This window comes from Kitasatospora sp. NPDC059973, from assembly GCF_042737525.1.
Lineage (GTDB): Bacteria > Actinomycetota > Actinomycetes > Streptomycetales > Streptomycetaceae > Kitasatospora.
On sequence record NZ_JBHWUI010000027.1, the window covers coordinates 1 to 13,307 of the forward strand.

Consider the following 13,307-nt stretch of genomic DNA (forward strand, 5'->3'; position numbering starts at 1 on the left):
GCCGTACGCGGGCCGGGCGACGGGGGACCCGTCGGGAGCGGCTGCCGCCGCGGAGCCGTCGGAGTGCCCGGAACCGTCGTCAGCCGCGCGCACCGGCCCGGCGGCGCAGCAGCGCGAAGCCCAGCGCGCCCGCCCCGACGGCGGCCGCGGCGCTGCCGCCGACCAGCTTGGTGCCGGCGTCGTCGAGGGCCCCGCTGCCGTCGCCGGCCTGGGCGGCGCCCTGAGGCACCGACTTGACCTGCGGCTGGTCGGCGCGGGAGTTGTCCTGCGGGACGGGGCCGCGGCTGGGCTGCGCCGCGCCGCTGGGGGTGACGGTCGGCGCGGCGGGGGCGGCCGGGGCGGGCTGGGCGCCCTTGGCGGACGGCGCGGCCGGGGCGGGCTGGGCGGCACCGTTGGCGGCCGCCGGCTGGGAGACGGCCGGGGCGGGATGCGCGGGCTGGCCGGGCTTGGCGGCGGGTGCCGAGGGCGCCGCGGCCGGCTGGTCGGGGTGGTCGACGGCCGGGGCGGTCGGGGACGGGGTCCGGACCCCGTCGGCCCAGGCCTGGCCGCCGGAGACGGTGGCGAACAGGGCCGCCCCCGCGATCGTGCAGCCCGCCAGGGCCCGACGGGCGGTCGAGTTGGTGGTGCGGGTGGAGCGGTGCTTCGACATACGGGCGTCTCTCCTTGTCGCGGTGCGCCCACCGTGCGGTCGGCGCGTCCCGACCGACAGTAGGAGGGCCTTGTCGCGGTCCCCGGGAGGTCGTGTCACGACTGTCCATCGGCTGGGTAACAGCCGGCCGTGACCGTTGCACGGCGTGGTGCGCGCAAGGGTTGCGGACGGCGGGCGGAGCTCCGGCGGGGTGGGTACGGGGCCAACCCGAGGGGGGTTCCGGGGTGCCCCGGCGAGCCGGTGGCGCGGCTGGTGCCGAGTACTGAAGGAGCGGTCCGGCCCGGTAACGACCCAGGCCCTGTCGCCCCTACGGCGCCCGGGAGTTCAGGGCTGGAGCAGCATGCCGAGCCGGGGGCCGCCCCGGCGGTGGAGCCGGCGCAGGAAGGAGAGCACACCGCTGGTGCCGACCGCCCAGGCGGCGGACTCGACGGTGGGATCGGTGGCCGGGAACACCGGTCGGCCCGCGCGGCCGCCGCTGCGGGCCAGGACCAGCCCGGCGATCTCCTCGGCGGCCTCCCAGTGCCGCTCGTCCCCGGTGGCCAGCGCCAGGTCGATCAGCAACTCCCCGGCGCCCGCGAGCCCGCAGCACTGGACGACGGGTGCCGTCCTCGGGGCCGACTCGCGACAGGCCCGGGCGGCGTCGGCGGCCCGGGTGAGGAACTCGTCCGCGCCGTAGTACCGGCCCGCCTGGACGAGCGTCGTGCCGATGCCGGCCAGACCCCGGCACCAGGACCCGTACCGGCGGGTGGCCCCGGGCCGGCCGGCGGCCACCACGAGCCGGGGGACGTCCTCGGCGAGCGCGTCCACCAGACGGCGCGCCGCGGCGGCAGCCTCGACGTCTTCGGTGCTGTGGGCGCTCTGGGCGAGGTCAAGGGGGCTGGCCGGAGCGGTGGTTGTGGCAGTCGTGCCGGACGCGGCGGACAGGCCGAGGAGGAAGTGGGCGACTCCGGCGCGGCCGTGCGCGAAGCCCTCTTCGAGTGCGGCGGTACCCGGGTTCGGCGTCTCCCGGGGCCCGTCGGCCCGGCCGTCGGTGAGCAGCCGGGCGCAGGCCCGGGCCGTCGCGAGGTGCTGCTCGGCCTCGGCTTCGCGACCCGCGGCGCGCGCTCGCCCGGCCAGCAGCAGCCGGCCGGTTCCGAGGCCGGCCGCGCCGGAGATCTGGTCCGTGGAGCGGACGTCACCCGGACCGGGATCGGTGCCGAGCGGCTCCTCGGTGCCCAGCACGTCGGCCGCCCGGGCGAGGAAGAGGTCGACCCCGGTGCGGCCCTCGTACAGGCCGGGGCCGAGCCGGTCGATCGCGGGGTGTGCCGCCGTCCACCGGGCCAGCGCGGCGGCCGCCGCCCGGGCGTCGGGGCGGTCGGCGTGCTGCAGCAGTTCGAGACCGAGCCCGGCGCTGCCGTCGTAGAAGGAGAGCAGGGCGCGCGGCTCCCTGCTCCGCGCCTCGGCGGTGACCAGCTCGCCGGCCAGCCGCACGCAGGTGGTGACGGTGTGGTCGACGACCTCGCCGAGCAGTTCGGCGGTCACCCGGGGCGGACGCGGCGGCGCGGGAACGCGCCGAGCGCGGTCGCTGCGCTCGCCCACGGTGCCCGCAAGGCCCGTGCCGGGCGGCGCGGCGTGGTGGCGCAGGGCGTCCGCGGCGGCCGCTCGCTCCGCCGGGTCGAAGCCGAGCAGGCCCGCGACCAGCGCGACCGCCGGGTGCTGCGGGTCGGGCAGCGCACCGGCCAGGCAGGCCAGCGTGCGGTCGCGGTTGGTGGCCCGGTCCGGGTCGATCACCACCGGGTCGAGACCGGTGGCCGCGTAGTGCAGCGTCGTCCCCAACGCGTAGTAGTCGTCGGTGGGGTGGGCGGTCGTGGTCGCCGGGCCGGGCAGTCCGTACCCCCGGGTCGTCCCGGCCGGCCGTTCGCCGTCGAGGGCGCTGATGCCGAAGTCGACCAGCGCGCACCCGCCCGCCGCGTCGAGCACCACGTTGGCCGGCTTCAGATCGCACATCACCACGCCGCGCGCGTGCACCGCGTCCAGTGCCCGGAGCAGTCCGCGCGCCAGCGACCACCAGTCGCGGCCCGGCCCGTGCGTGCCGCCGGGCCCGGCGGCACGGGCCTCGTAGGGGCCGACTTGGAGCACGTCGCGACGCAGGTCGCGCCGGCCGCAGGCGCTGCTCACCAGGTACTCGTCCTCGCCGTGCCGGACGTAGTCGACCAGGCGCGGCACTCCGCCCACGCCCGCCAGTGCGGTCAGGACCCGCCGCTCGTGCCGGAGCCTGCCCCGCGCGTCGATGCCGGCGGCGTCCTCGGCGACGAAGGCGCGGGCCTGCTTCACCACCACCTCGCGGCCGGTGACCACGTCGACCGCCCGGTACACATGGCCGCCCGGTGCGCGGGTGATGCCGGCGGTGATCCGGTAGCGGCCGCCGTCGCCGATCCGGGTGCTCGTCCGTCGCGGGGCGGTGCGCGGTGCGAACGGGTCGCTCACCCAGGGTGGTTGGCGATAGTGGGGGGCCGCCGGGGCGGGAAAGGTCTCGCCGGCCGGGCCGGTCATGACGAGCGTCGAGTCCTCGGCGGCGACCCGGAACAGGCCGTACCGGTAGTAGACCGGGGCGTCGGCCCGCAACTGCCGGTCACTGGGCACCCGGGGGCCGGTCCAGCCCGTCAGCGCGTTCGCCAACTCGTCCGCGAGGGCGGCCTCTTCGCCGGGGCGCGGGTAGACCGTGACGGCCTTGCCCACGGCGGCCGGGTCGCGCAGTCCGGTGTTCAGCTCGCGCAGCACGGCGGTGCCGGCGGCGAACTTGGCGTCGCAGGTGCGCCGCAGCAGGATCGGGACCACCGCGTCCAGCAGGTGCGGGAACCGGTCGGGGCGGGCCGACACATGGAGCTTCCAGCCGTGCGGGAGCGCCGGCATGTCGGGGTCGTGCAGATACAACCAGTCGTCGGCGCGGTGCAGTTGGCGGCGCGAGCCCGGGGCGGCCGCGACCAGGGCGGCGATCCGGGCCCGCAGCGCCCCGGCGGTGCCGGGGTCCGGCCGCGCGCCGGTCGGTGCTGCTGCTGACGGCACGAGTCCACCACGTCCCGGGGTCCGGTCGCACGGGTACCCCGCCGGGTGTCGGCGGGCAGGTGCGAGAAGGTACGGCGTGCGAGCCGGTGCGGTGGCCTGCGGGCTTGCGGCGCACGGAAGTTCGGGCGGCGCCCGCCCGCAGGCCGGGTGTCCGGCGAGGGTCAGGCGTCCACCGCGCAGTCGAAGCGGGTGGGGACGTAGGTGACGAACGGGTCGTCGAGACAGGCCGCCGGGGCGAGGTCGGCGTCGAACTCGTCCTCGAACGCGATCACCTCGTCGTCGATGTCCAGTAGGCCGGCGTCGCGGATGTCCAGTACCAGTGCACTCATGGGTGGTTCCTCCCATTCACCTTGGCTGATTCCCGTGCGGGCGGCCCATGCTAGCCATTCGTTCGGGCCCGCCATAGAGGTGCGACAGCGCAGATGTTCGACCCTTTCGGACCGTCGGGCCGCGCTGCTTCGCACCCGTCCCAGGGGCACCACCGGCACCCCGGGTGCCCGCCGGTTCGGCACGGCGGGGGCGAGGTCGGGGGCGGTTCGCGCACACGGTCCCGGCCCGTCGCCCCGCCCCGGGTCGCCCCGCCCCGGTGCACTCCGCCGTGCGACGGAGTGCACCGGGCCGGGTCTCGGACAGCTGTGCCGGGCAGGGGGCCGACGGGCGTCGGTGCGGCACTGGCGTCAGGTCAGAACTTGACGTCGGTGCAGGAGTAGAACGAGTTGTTGGTGTCGGCGATCTCCCAGACCGCCACGACGACCTGGTGGCCGGTGCGGCCGCTGGGAAGGGTCCCGGTGTGGGTGGTCGTGGCGGCGGGCTGGCGCCCGTTGTAGTTGACGGTCAGGAACGGGGTCAGGTCCAGGTTGGCCCGGGTGATCTTCTGGGTCGCGTCGTAACCGGGCTTGGTGAGGTAGTACTTGAACGTGGTGGTGGCGTGCCGGGCCTCGATGTTCCAGGTGAAGGTGAGCTGCTGGCCCGCCGTCACGTTGGTGGTCGGCCAGTTGCCGTTGCGCGGGGCGTCGAGCGGCGCCCAGCGCGGGTCGGCGCCGGCGCAGATGGTGCCGTCGGCCGGTCCGCGGCTGGGGAAGCCCTTCGGGCCCTCGACGCTCTGCGGCTCCCACTGGATGTCGCCGCAGTTGGTGACGACGCCCGCGCCGCACAGGGCCGCCCGGCTGGGCGGCAGGTTGATGAAGCCGTGCGACTGCGCCGGCAGGGCCAGCGTGAGCGGCAGCGCGACCGCGGCCGCGGCCACGACGGCGAGATGACGTTTGCGCATGGTGCTCCTCCGTGGGGGTGGATGGAGTGTGCGCCCGACGCAGGGCGCGCGCGTGGGGGTGCGGCGGCCGTCGATCTCTTGGCATGCCTGCGCCAGGTCGGTGTGGTCCCCACCGTAGGAGTTGTGGCCCCGGGCCGTCAATGGTCTGAACCATTCGCCGTCATGAACGCCCTTTCCCCAGAGGGGCGTTCGTCATTCCTGCGCGGCGACAGGGTGGCCGGCCGGTATGTTCGGGAGCGGCCCGGCGGGAGCGCGGTACGGTCCTCAGTCGTCGCCGGCGGTCTCCGCCAGGGCCCGGCGGAGGGCGGTGGGGGTCCACTGCGCGTCGGCCCCCGGGCGGGTGCCGAGGTAGTCGGCGATCCGTCCGAGGTCCCAGCCGTGGGCCTGGACCAGTCCGGCGGCGATGGTGCGCAGATAGGCGGCGCGGGGTGCCCGCAGGTCGGCGTCGGCCAGGCCGCCGGAGGCGGTGAGGGTCAGCACGGGGGTGTGGTCGAGGGAGCCGGGGCACACCAGCGTCCCGTAGCGGCCGGGCCACAGCCGGTCCCGCCCGGTGCGCAGGGCGGTGGCCGGCGAGAGGTCGGCCCCCGGCGCCCGGTGCCTCTCCTGGGCCGCGATGTCGCTGAACTGCCCGGTGGTCAGCAGATACGCGCGCGCGGGCACCACGCCGGGGCGGTCCGGGTCGTAGAAGGCCGTGCCACCGCCCCAGACCGTCGACTCCAGCGCGAAGTACAGCTGCCCGGGGAGCGTCACCGGCACGGCCCGCTCCGGCGGCCGCCCGTCGCGGCAGCCGGGGTACGTCCGGGCGCCACCCGCCGGCCGGCCGCCGCGAAGGTAGCAGGCCAGCCGCTCGGCGCACATGTTCGAGCCGTACGCGGCGTACCAGACGTGGTCGGGTTCGCCGCCGGCCGCCGCGGCGCCCGCCGGGCGGAGCCGCCACCGTGCCACGATGTCGCGGCTCCCGGCCGCGCGCCCGGCGGCGACCGGCCGGAAACCGGGCCGGGGCAGACCCGGGGTGGCGCCGTCGGGTCGGCCTACTCGGTCCGCCACTTGAGCTCGACCTCAAGCTCGATCTGCCCGTCCTCGACCTCGACCTCGATCTCGATCTGGAGTTCGTCGGGGACGCGCACGGTCAGTGTGCCGGGGCCGAGGTCCAGCTCGGCGCTGGCGCCGTGCCGCAGCGCGTCCGCGAGCGCGGTCAGCCGGTCGGCCGCTTCGAGCCGGGTCAGCGAGGCCTTCTGCTCGAACTTGAGCTCACTCACGGACGCCTCCAAACCCGGGGACCGGCGGATACGTCCAGTGTGACCCCGCCGCCCGGCCGCCGCCCGGGCAGTCCGGTCACGGCCGGCCGCCACCGGTCGCTCTCCGCGGTCCCGTGCCTCCCGGGCGTGACCCCGGACCGCCCGCGATCGGCCCGCCCAGACCGGTCACCCGGGCGGCTCACGCCCCGGCGGGTCCGAATCGCGGCGGGGGTGCCGGATCCGGGTCCGGGAACGGTGGGACGGGGGGAGGCACGGGTACGGGTTCCTCGCCCGGATGGCGTGGCCCGGGGGCCGGGTGCGGGAACGGCTCGGTGTCCGGGTCCGGGGGTGTCGGTCTGGTCATCACGGCCACCTCTCGCTTCGGGGGTGCGGCGGGGTGCGCGGGCGGAGTCAGCGGCCGAGCGCGTGCTCCAGCTCCCGCTTGTTCATCTTCGAACGGCCCTTGATGTTGCGGTGCCTGGCCTCGTTGTACAGCTGGTCGTAGGTGCGGCCCCCGGCGCCCTCGTGGGACCGCAGTCCGCCCCGCCGGCCGGAGGAGATGTCGTGGGTGGAACTCCGGCTGGCGGTCCGCGCCTCGCCGTGTCTGGCCCGCTCCTTGTTGACCGTCCGGGCGGCGATCTCCTCCGCCACGTCCTCGCTCTCGCCGCGCTCCAGCACGCTCTCCTTGATGTGCTCGTACTGGCGCTCCCGCTTGGGGCTCGATTCTCGGGGCATCGCGGTTCTCCTCTCCTGTCGGCGCGCGCCTACCCGGTCGCCGCGCGGCGAACCGGCGGAAGCCGGGGGAGTTCCCGCCGGCCCGTATCGCGCGTCGGGCAGGGCTACTCCTGCGGGTCGGCCAGCAGGCCCTCCGGCAGGTAGCCGGAGCGGGTCTCCAGCTGCCAGCCGTGCGCCCGGACGGCGAGGGCGGCCAGGGCGACGGTCTCGACCGGCAGCAGGGTCCTCGGCTCCGGGTCCGGTCCCACGCCGTCCCGGTGGAGGCGGAGACGCTCGGTCAGGGCGTGCTCGAAGGCGGCCCGGTCGTCGTCCAGGAGCACGCGGAGCAGCCGCTGGTCCGGGGTGAGGGCACCGGCCGCGTCCAGCCGCCGGGCGGCCTCGGCGCGGGCCCGCGCGTCGGGCTTGGTGATCGGCTCCGGGGCGACCCGCATCGCGGGCCAGGTGCCGACCATGTCGGCGAGGTACCCGCACAGCGCGTCCATCGCGGCGAGGTCGCCGGGGTCCGACACCGACTCCAGCGGCGAGTACGGCACCCCGTCGCGGATCGCGGGCGCGTAGTCGTCCTTGAGCAGGGGGCCGACCACCCGCTCCGGCCGGTGGAGCAGGTCCGTGGTCACGCAGAGCGCGAAGGTGTCGAGCCAGGTGCGCGCCGTGGACACGTCGTCCACCGCGTCGCCGAAGGCGAAGTCCCCGCTGTCGAGGGTCTCGTCGTTGAGCGGGAAGTAGACCTCGAAGTCGCCGTTCGGGAAGCTGCCGAGCGCCAGTGCCCCGAGCGCGCACTCGGCGGCCGCCCGCAGGACGTTCCGGCCGGACGGACCGGTCAGCGCGGGGTCCGTCAGGGTGCGGGCGCCGACGTGGTCGAGGAGTTCGCCCTGCAGCCGGATCAGGCCCCGGATGGACAGCGAGTCGTAGCGGAGCGAGTGCCAGCGGTTGAACGACTGTCCGCGGATGTCGTCGAGGGCCCGGGCGATGCGGTCCTCGCCGACCTTGTGGCACGTCACTTCCTGCACGACTACTGCCTTTCCTGTGATCGTTCCGGCTGGCCGCCCGACGCTACCAGGGCGGTTGCCGCCCGGCCGACCCGCCCCGGACGGGCCGGACCCACCGGGGCGGGGAGCGTCACCGCCCCCGCCGCGGGGGCCGGTTCACCGCCGGATCCGCCCGCGCCGCACCCCGCCGCGGGGCGGTCGCGCGGGGCCGACCCGGCCGTCGGCGGGCGGGCGGGCACCGGGCGGGCCCCGGGACTGGCAGACTGGTGATCGTGACCGCCGACTTGCGCCCCTTGTGGCAGCCCTTCTCCGAGCCTTCCGCGACCGTTCCCGTCCAGACGGACCGCCACCACCTGCAGCCCGTGGAGCGCGCGCCGTTCCTGGAGCCCGCCGGGGTGGCCGACCAGGAGGAGCAGTTCCCCGAGGCCTGAGGCCGCCCGCACGACTCCCGGCGGCCGACCCCCGCCCCCACCCTCACCATCCTGCCGTCGCTCCATCCGTCGTCGCTCCGCCCCGTGGCCGCTTCGCCCGGTGCGGGTCGACTCATGCGTCGGGCCACCGTCGCGCGCCACCGCCCCGCGGATCCTGCCGGGCGGCCGCCGCCGGTGCGCGGCCACCCGCCGTCGCACCGGCGTCCTGCGCGGGCCGCGCGGGGACGCCCGCCCTGAGATGGACGATGCCGCCGTCCTCCAGGGCGCGCAGCGCGGCGGTCAGCCGCGCGGCCAGGTGCCGGGGCAGCCGCCGCTGGGCCTCCCCCGGATCGTGCCAGGAGGCGGCGCGGATCTCCACGTCGGCGAACCGCAGCGCGCCGGCCTGCGCGGCCGTGAGCGGCGCCGCGTCGTACAGGAAGCAGGTGACGGCCCGTCCGTGCCCGGTGGCCGTCGCGGGCGCGGTGTCCACCACCAGGAGCCGCCCGACCGGGAGGTCCAGCGCCAGCTCCTCCCGCAGCTCGCGGGCGGCGGCCTGCTCGGGGGACTCGCAGGCCTCGACCATGCCGCCCGGCAGCTCGGCCTCCGGCTTGTAGGACGGATCGAGCACCAGCACCCGGCCGGCGGTGTCGCGCACCAGCACGGTGGCCGCCGCCATCGGCGCCGGCAACTGGGCGAAGTGGTCGCGCGGCGGCATCGGCGGGCGGTGCCCGTCGCGCAGCACCGCCGTGTGCGCGCCGCGTTCGGCGGCCGCCGCGGCGGCCAACCGCCGGGCCACCGTCGGCACGAGCAGCGTCAGCGCCTCCCGCTCCGGTACGAACTTCGCGGCGCGGATCTCGCCGGGCTGCAGCACCAGCGCGGCCGCGTCCACCGCCGCCCTCGGGCGGGCGGCGTAGACGAGGGAGATGATCGCCCGGCCCCACCGTTCGGCCGGGGCGGTGTCGACAGCCAGCAGGCGGCCGATCTCGGCGTCGAGGCCGAGCTCCTCCTGGAGCTCGCGCACCAGGGCGGGTTCGGGCTCCTCGTCCTCCAGCATGCCGCCGGGAAGGTCCCAGCCCGGCTTGTAGTCGGGGTCCACGATGAGCACCCGGCCGAGGTGGTCGCGGATCAGGGCGTCGGCGCAGGCGGCCGGTGCGGGGTGCGCGACGAGGTAGCGGGCCAGCTCGGGGTCGGGCAGGGGGGGTGGGTTCACGGCTCTCCTGACGGGGCCCTGCCGGCGAACGGTCCGGACGCGGCGGTGCGCCGACAGGGCGGACGGGGGGTGGACGCGGGCCGCGCCGGTGGGAGGCGGCTCCGGGACCGGACGGACCGGCGGTCGCCACCGGAGCGGTGGGCCGGGGACCGGCGGGGCAGCGGGCCGTCAGGCCTGCCCGGGGAGCGCGGCGACGCGCCCGGCGCCGTCCCGGGTGCGGACCCCGGGGCGGCGAAGTCGGCCCACCGGCAGCCCGGTTCGGGCCGTGCTCGGGCGGGACGCGCCGGAGCGCGACGGCGGCGGGGCGGCAGGGGGACTGGCGGTGGTGCGGACGCGCACGGTGCTCTCCCGGTCACATCGGAGTTCGTCGGTCCACCGATGATGGCCGCACGGCCCGCCGGTCCGGCGGCGTTTCCGGACCGCGCCACTCGAAGGTGTGGTCCCGTCCCGGCCGCCGCCCGGCCGGACCTCCCGACGGGCGCGACGGGCGCGACGGGCGCGACGGGCGCGACGGGCGCGCCGGGCCGGGCGCGCCGGGCCGAGCGCGACGTCCCGCGGTACGACCGGTTGCGGAGGACGCCACCCAGGTAGCGGCCACCACCCGCCCCCCGAACGGTGGTTGACGGCCGGCCGGGAGGCGGGTGGTGGCGGGCGGGTCGACGTCCACCATCCTGAGAGCGAGGTCAGCCTTCCCTAACGTCCCGAGCTGGAGGCTGTCGCGGACCAGGACCATGGCTGATGGGGCGTCGTCCTCAAGCCGAGGCGTGGCAGGGACTTCGCGTTGACGGTGACCGGCCTCGAGGACGTCACGGAGAACTGCCGCCGGGTGCGCTTCACGGACGGCGGGCTGCTCGCGGCCACCGGTGTCCATCCGACCACGTGGATGCGGCTCTGGTTCTCCCGGTGCCGGCCCAGTTCGCCCGCCGGGAACTCGCCGTCCCGAAGGGGCGGTTGCCCGCGCTCGGCTACTGGCGCCCGTGACCGCGCCGCCGCGCCGCCGCGGTCCGGGCGGACTGTGCTCCGGGTGCCCCGGTTTCGCACGGGCGGGCGACGTTCGTACGGGATGGTGACGGGAAGGGTGAAGAAATGTAAGGTTACCCTTGCCTAAGTGGTTCTGGAGCGACCGAACCGCACTCCCTCCGGCACTCGCGAAGCCGGGTGGCGGGGTGGAGGGGAGCGAATGCCGCACATCCCGGTGCGGGCATCCTGAGTGCAGGGGGATCGGTGGAGAACGGCCTGGCCGGGCGCGCACGTCGCACCGGGGTTGCTGGAACTTCGCGCACGGGTGGCCCCCTCGCGGCGCTGCCGTGGCTGGAGCGGTTCCGCGGCAAGATCGTCGTGATCAAGTTCGGCGGGAACGCGATGGTGGACGAGGGCCTTAAGGCGGCCTTCGCCCAGGACGTCGTGCTGCTCCGCTACGCGGGTGTCCGGCCGGTCGTGGTGCACGGCGGCGGTCCGCAGATCAGTGCCCAGCTGGGGCGCCTCGGGATCAAGTCCCACTTCACCAACGGCCTGCGGGTCACCACGCCGGAGGCGATGGACGTCGTCCGGATGGTGCTGGCCGGTCAGGTGCAGCGCGAGCTGGTCGGCCTGGTGAACCGCCACGGCCCCTTCGCGGTCGGCATGACCGGCGAGGACGCCCACACCATGACGGCCGTCCGGCGGCACGCCGTCGTGGACGGCGAGCGGGTGGACATCGGGCAGGTGGGTGACATCGCGTCCGTCGATCCCTCGATGGTGCGCACGCTGCTGGCGGACGGCAGGGTCCCGGTCATCTCCCCGGTCGCGCGCGGCGTGGGCGGTGACGTCTACAACGTCAACGCGGACACCGCCGCCGCCGCGGTGGCCGCCGCGCTGGGCGCGGAGCTGCTGGTGATGCTCACCGACGTGGCGGGCCTCTATCGCGACTGGCCGCACTCGCAGGAGGTGGTCCCCTCCCTGACCGCCACCCAACTCGCCGAACTCCTGCCGAACTTGGCGAGTGGCATGGTCCCGAAGATGGAGGGCTGCCTGCGGGCCGTCCGGGCCGGCGTGGGCAGTGCGCGGGTGCTGGACGGGCGGGTCCGCCACGGGGTGCTGGCGGCCTTCGGCGGGCCGCCGGTGGGTACCGAGGTGGTGCCCGACGCGCCGCTGGTGCGCCGGGACGAGACGGCCGGCGCGGAAGGGCGGCAGGTCGCGATGGTCGGTTCGGGCACGATCTGAATGTGACTCACCCGATCACGTGATAGAACTTAGGTAAGCCTTACCTATGGCAAATGGGCGAGTGACGGACGGCCGCCGCGGCGGCCGACCGGACACCGGCGGGGCCGAGAAGCAAGAAGCAACGGAAGGATCGATCATGTCGAGCGAGAACGGCGCAATCGACCGAGGCGAGGGCGCCGACGACCTGGTCGGCATAGGCTTCGGTCCCGCCAACCTGGCCCTGGCCATCGCCGTCGACGAGCACAACCGCCGGGACCCTCAGCAGGCACTCAAGGTCGGCTTCCTGGAGAAGCAGGCGACGTTCGGCTGGCACCGCGGGATGCTGCTGGAGGGGGCGACCATGCAGGTCTCCTTCCTCAAGGACCTCGTGACGATGCGGGACCCCCGCAGCCGCTTCACCTTCCTGACCTACCTCCAGGAGCGCGGCCGGCTCGCGGACTTCATCAACCAGAAGTCCTTCTACCCGACCCGCCTGGAGTTCCACGACTACTTCGAGTGGTGCGCCGCCGAGTTCGCCGGTCTGACGGCCTACGGCCGCGAGGTCACCGCGGTCCGCCCGGTGACCACCCCGGACGGCCGGGTCGAGGTCGTCGAGGTGGAGTCCCGGTCGGTCACCGACCCGGCCGACCGCGAGGTCCGGCTGGCCCGCAACATCGCGGTGGGCACCGGCCTGAAGCCGCGGATGCCCGAGGGCGTCACCGCCGGGGACCGCGTCATCCACACCCGCGACCTGCTGTTCCGCGCCCCCGACCTGATCGAGCGGCGCGCGGAGCTGCGCCACCGCCGCTTCACGGTGGTCGGCGCCGGCCAGTCGGCCGCCGAGGCCGTCGAGTTCCTGCACCGGACCTTCCCCGAGGCGGAGATCTGCGCCGTCCTCACCCGCTACGGCTACAGCCCGGCCGACGACAGCCCGTTCGCCAACCGGATCTTCGACCCGTCCGCCGTGGACGAGTTCTACGCCGCGCCGGACGAGGCCAAGCGGACCCTGCTCGACTACCACGCGAACACCAACTACTCGGTGGTCGACGGTGACCTGATCGAGCAGCTCTACCGGACGGTCTACCAGGAGAAGGTGGCCGGCCGGGAGCGGCTGCGGATCCTCAACGCCACCCGGCTCACCGGCGTCGGGCAGCTGGCCGACGGCGCCGTCGCCGAGATCCGCTCGCTGACCACCGGCGAGACCATGGCCCTGGAGTCGGACGCGGTGGTGCTCGCCACCGGCTACGAGCACGTCGACCCGCGGGACCTCCTCGGCGACCTCGGCGCGACCTGCCGCACCGACCAGCTCGGCCGCCTCCGGGTCGACCGCGACCACCGGGTGCTGACCGACGACCACGTCGAGGTGGGGATCTACCTCCAGGGCGGCACCGAGCACACCCACGGCATCACCTCGTCGCTGCTCTCCACCCTGGCGGTGCGCTCCGGCGAGATCTGCGACTCGCTGCTGCTGCGCCACACCGGCCGCCAGCTGCGGGCCGAGGACGGCCGCCTCGGCGTGACCGGCTGACGGTCCGCCGGCCTGCCGGGCCGCACCGGCGAACTCCCCCTCGACCTGGAAG

Annotated in this window: 12 protein-coding genes and 1 pseudogene; 4 read left to right on the forward strand and 9 right to left on the reverse strand. The window is 75.8% G+C overall.

The window, feature by feature from the left end; genetic code table 11:
• Positions 1-79 precede the first annotated feature (79 nt).
• The 8 genes from ACFWA9_RS10360 to ACFWA9_RS10395 form a co-directional block, all read right to left on the reverse strand.
• A complete protein-coding gene (locus ACFWA9_RS10360; protein WP_380385344.1) occupies positions 80-649 on the reverse strand; it encodes a hypothetical protein in 570 nt (189 codons plus the stop codon).
• 324 nt (positions 650-973) lie between these two features.
• Entirely contained in the window at positions 974-3,694 is a 2,721-nt protein-coding gene (lanL, locus tag ACFWA9_RS10365) for a class IV lanthionine synthetase LanL (protein WP_380385347.1), read from the reverse strand.
• A 161-nt stretch (positions 3,695-3,855) separates the two neighbouring features.
• A complete protein-coding gene (locus tag ACFWA9_RS10370; protein WP_352290048.1) occupies positions 3,856-4,023 on the reverse strand; it encodes an SflA family class IV lanthipeptide in 168 nt (55 codons plus the stop codon).
• A 353-nt stretch (positions 4,024-4,376) separates the two neighbouring features.
• Entirely contained in the window at positions 4,377-4,964 is a 588-nt protein-coding gene (locus ACFWA9_RS10375) for a lytic polysaccharide monooxygenase (RefSeq protein ID WP_329491508.1), read from the reverse strand.
• A gap of 264 nt (positions 4,965-5,228) precedes the next feature.
• Positions 5,229-6,011, reverse strand: a complete 783-nt coding sequence (locus ACFWA9_RS10380; protein WP_380385350.1) for a histone deacetylase — start codon at positions 6,009-6,011, stop codon at positions 5,229-5,231.
• On the reverse strand, positions 5,996-6,223 hold the full coding sequence (locus ACFWA9_RS10385) for an amphi-Trp domain-containing protein (RefSeq protein WP_329491510.1): 228 nt from the start codon (positions 6,221-6,223) through the stop codon (positions 5,996-5,998). The genes ACFWA9_RS10380 and ACFWA9_RS10385 overlap by 16 nt, the downstream gene beginning before the upstream one ends.
• Positions 6,224-6,613: 390 nt before the next feature.
• Positions 6,614-6,937 carry a plasmid stabilization protein gene (locus ACFWA9_RS10390; RefSeq protein ID WP_380385353.1) on the reverse strand — a complete coding sequence of 108 codons (324 nt, stop codon included), beginning with the start codon at positions 6,935-6,937 and terminating at the stop codon, positions 6,614-6,616.
• 104 nt (positions 6,938-7,041) lie between these two features.
• Positions 7,042-7,947: an immunity 49 family protein gene (locus tag ACFWA9_RS10395; protein WP_380385356.1), complete on the reverse strand. Its 906-nt coding sequence runs from the start codon at positions 7,945-7,947 to the stop codon at positions 7,042-7,044.
• Between the two features lie 251 nt (positions 7,948-8,198).
• On the opposite strand from ACFWA9_RS10395, the gene ACFWA9_RS10400 reads away from it, so the two are divergent.
• Complete coding sequence (locus ACFWA9_RS10400) at positions 8,199-8,357, forward strand: hypothetical protein (protein ID WP_352290058.1); 159 nt, start codon at positions 8,199-8,201, stop codon at positions 8,355-8,357.
• Between the two features lie 112 nt (positions 8,358-8,469).
• Here the strand turns inward: ACFWA9_RS10400 and ACFWA9_RS10405 are convergent, their stop codons facing one another.
• Positions 8,470-9,546, reverse strand: coding sequence for an NUDIX domain-containing protein (locus ACFWA9_RS10405; RefSeq protein WP_380385359.1), 1,077 nt, complete (start codon positions 9,544-9,546; stop codon positions 8,470-8,472).
• 781 nt (positions 9,547-10,327) lie between these two features.
• On the opposite strand from ACFWA9_RS10405, the pseudogene ACFWA9_RS10410 reads away from it, so the two are divergent.
• From ACFWA9_RS10410 to ACFWA9_RS10420, 3 genes and pseudogenes are all read left to right on the forward strand, one after another.
• Positions 10,328-10,450: pseudogene (locus tag ACFWA9_RS10410) on the forward strand (siderophore-interacting protein); the annotation flags it as partial.
• A gap of 332 nt (positions 10,451-10,782) precedes the next feature.
• Positions 10,783-11,748, forward strand: a complete 966-nt coding sequence (gene argB / locus ACFWA9_RS10415; protein WP_380385432.1) for an acetylglutamate kinase — start codon at positions 10,783-10,785, stop codon at positions 11,746-11,748.
• 136 nt (positions 11,749-11,884) lie between these two features.
• The gene (locus tag ACFWA9_RS10420; RefSeq protein ID WP_380385362.1) at positions 11,885-13,255 is read left to right on the forward strand and encodes a lysine N(6)-hydroxylase/L-ornithine N(5)-oxygenase family protein; all 1,371 of its coding nucleotides are present in this window, start codon (positions 11,885-11,887) and stop codon (positions 13,253-13,255) included.
• Positions 13,256-13,307: the final 52 nt, after the last annotated feature.

Bases quoted from the DNA above. Each gene is read 5' to 3' on its own strand.
- ACFWA9_RS10420 (WP_380385362.1), top strand. From the start codon at position 11,885: ATGTCGAGCGAGAACGGCGCAATCGACCGAGGCGAGGGCGCCGACGAC.
- ACFWA9_RS10375 (WP_329491508.1), bottom strand. From the start codon at position 4,964: ATGCGCAAACGTCATCTCGCCGTCGTGGCCGCGGCCGCGGTCGCGCTG.
- ACFWA9_RS10390 (WP_380385353.1), bottom strand. From the start codon at position 6,937: ATGCCCCGAGAATCGAGCCCCAAGCGGGAGCGCCAGTACGAGCACATC.
- ACFWA9_RS10370 (WP_352290048.1), bottom strand. From the start codon at position 4,023: ATGAGTGCACTGGTACTGGACATCCGCGACGCCGGCCTACTGGACATC.
- ACFWA9_RS10360 (WP_380385344.1), bottom strand. From the start codon at position 649: ATGTCGAAGCACCGCTCCACCCGCACCACCAACTCGACCGCCCGTCGG.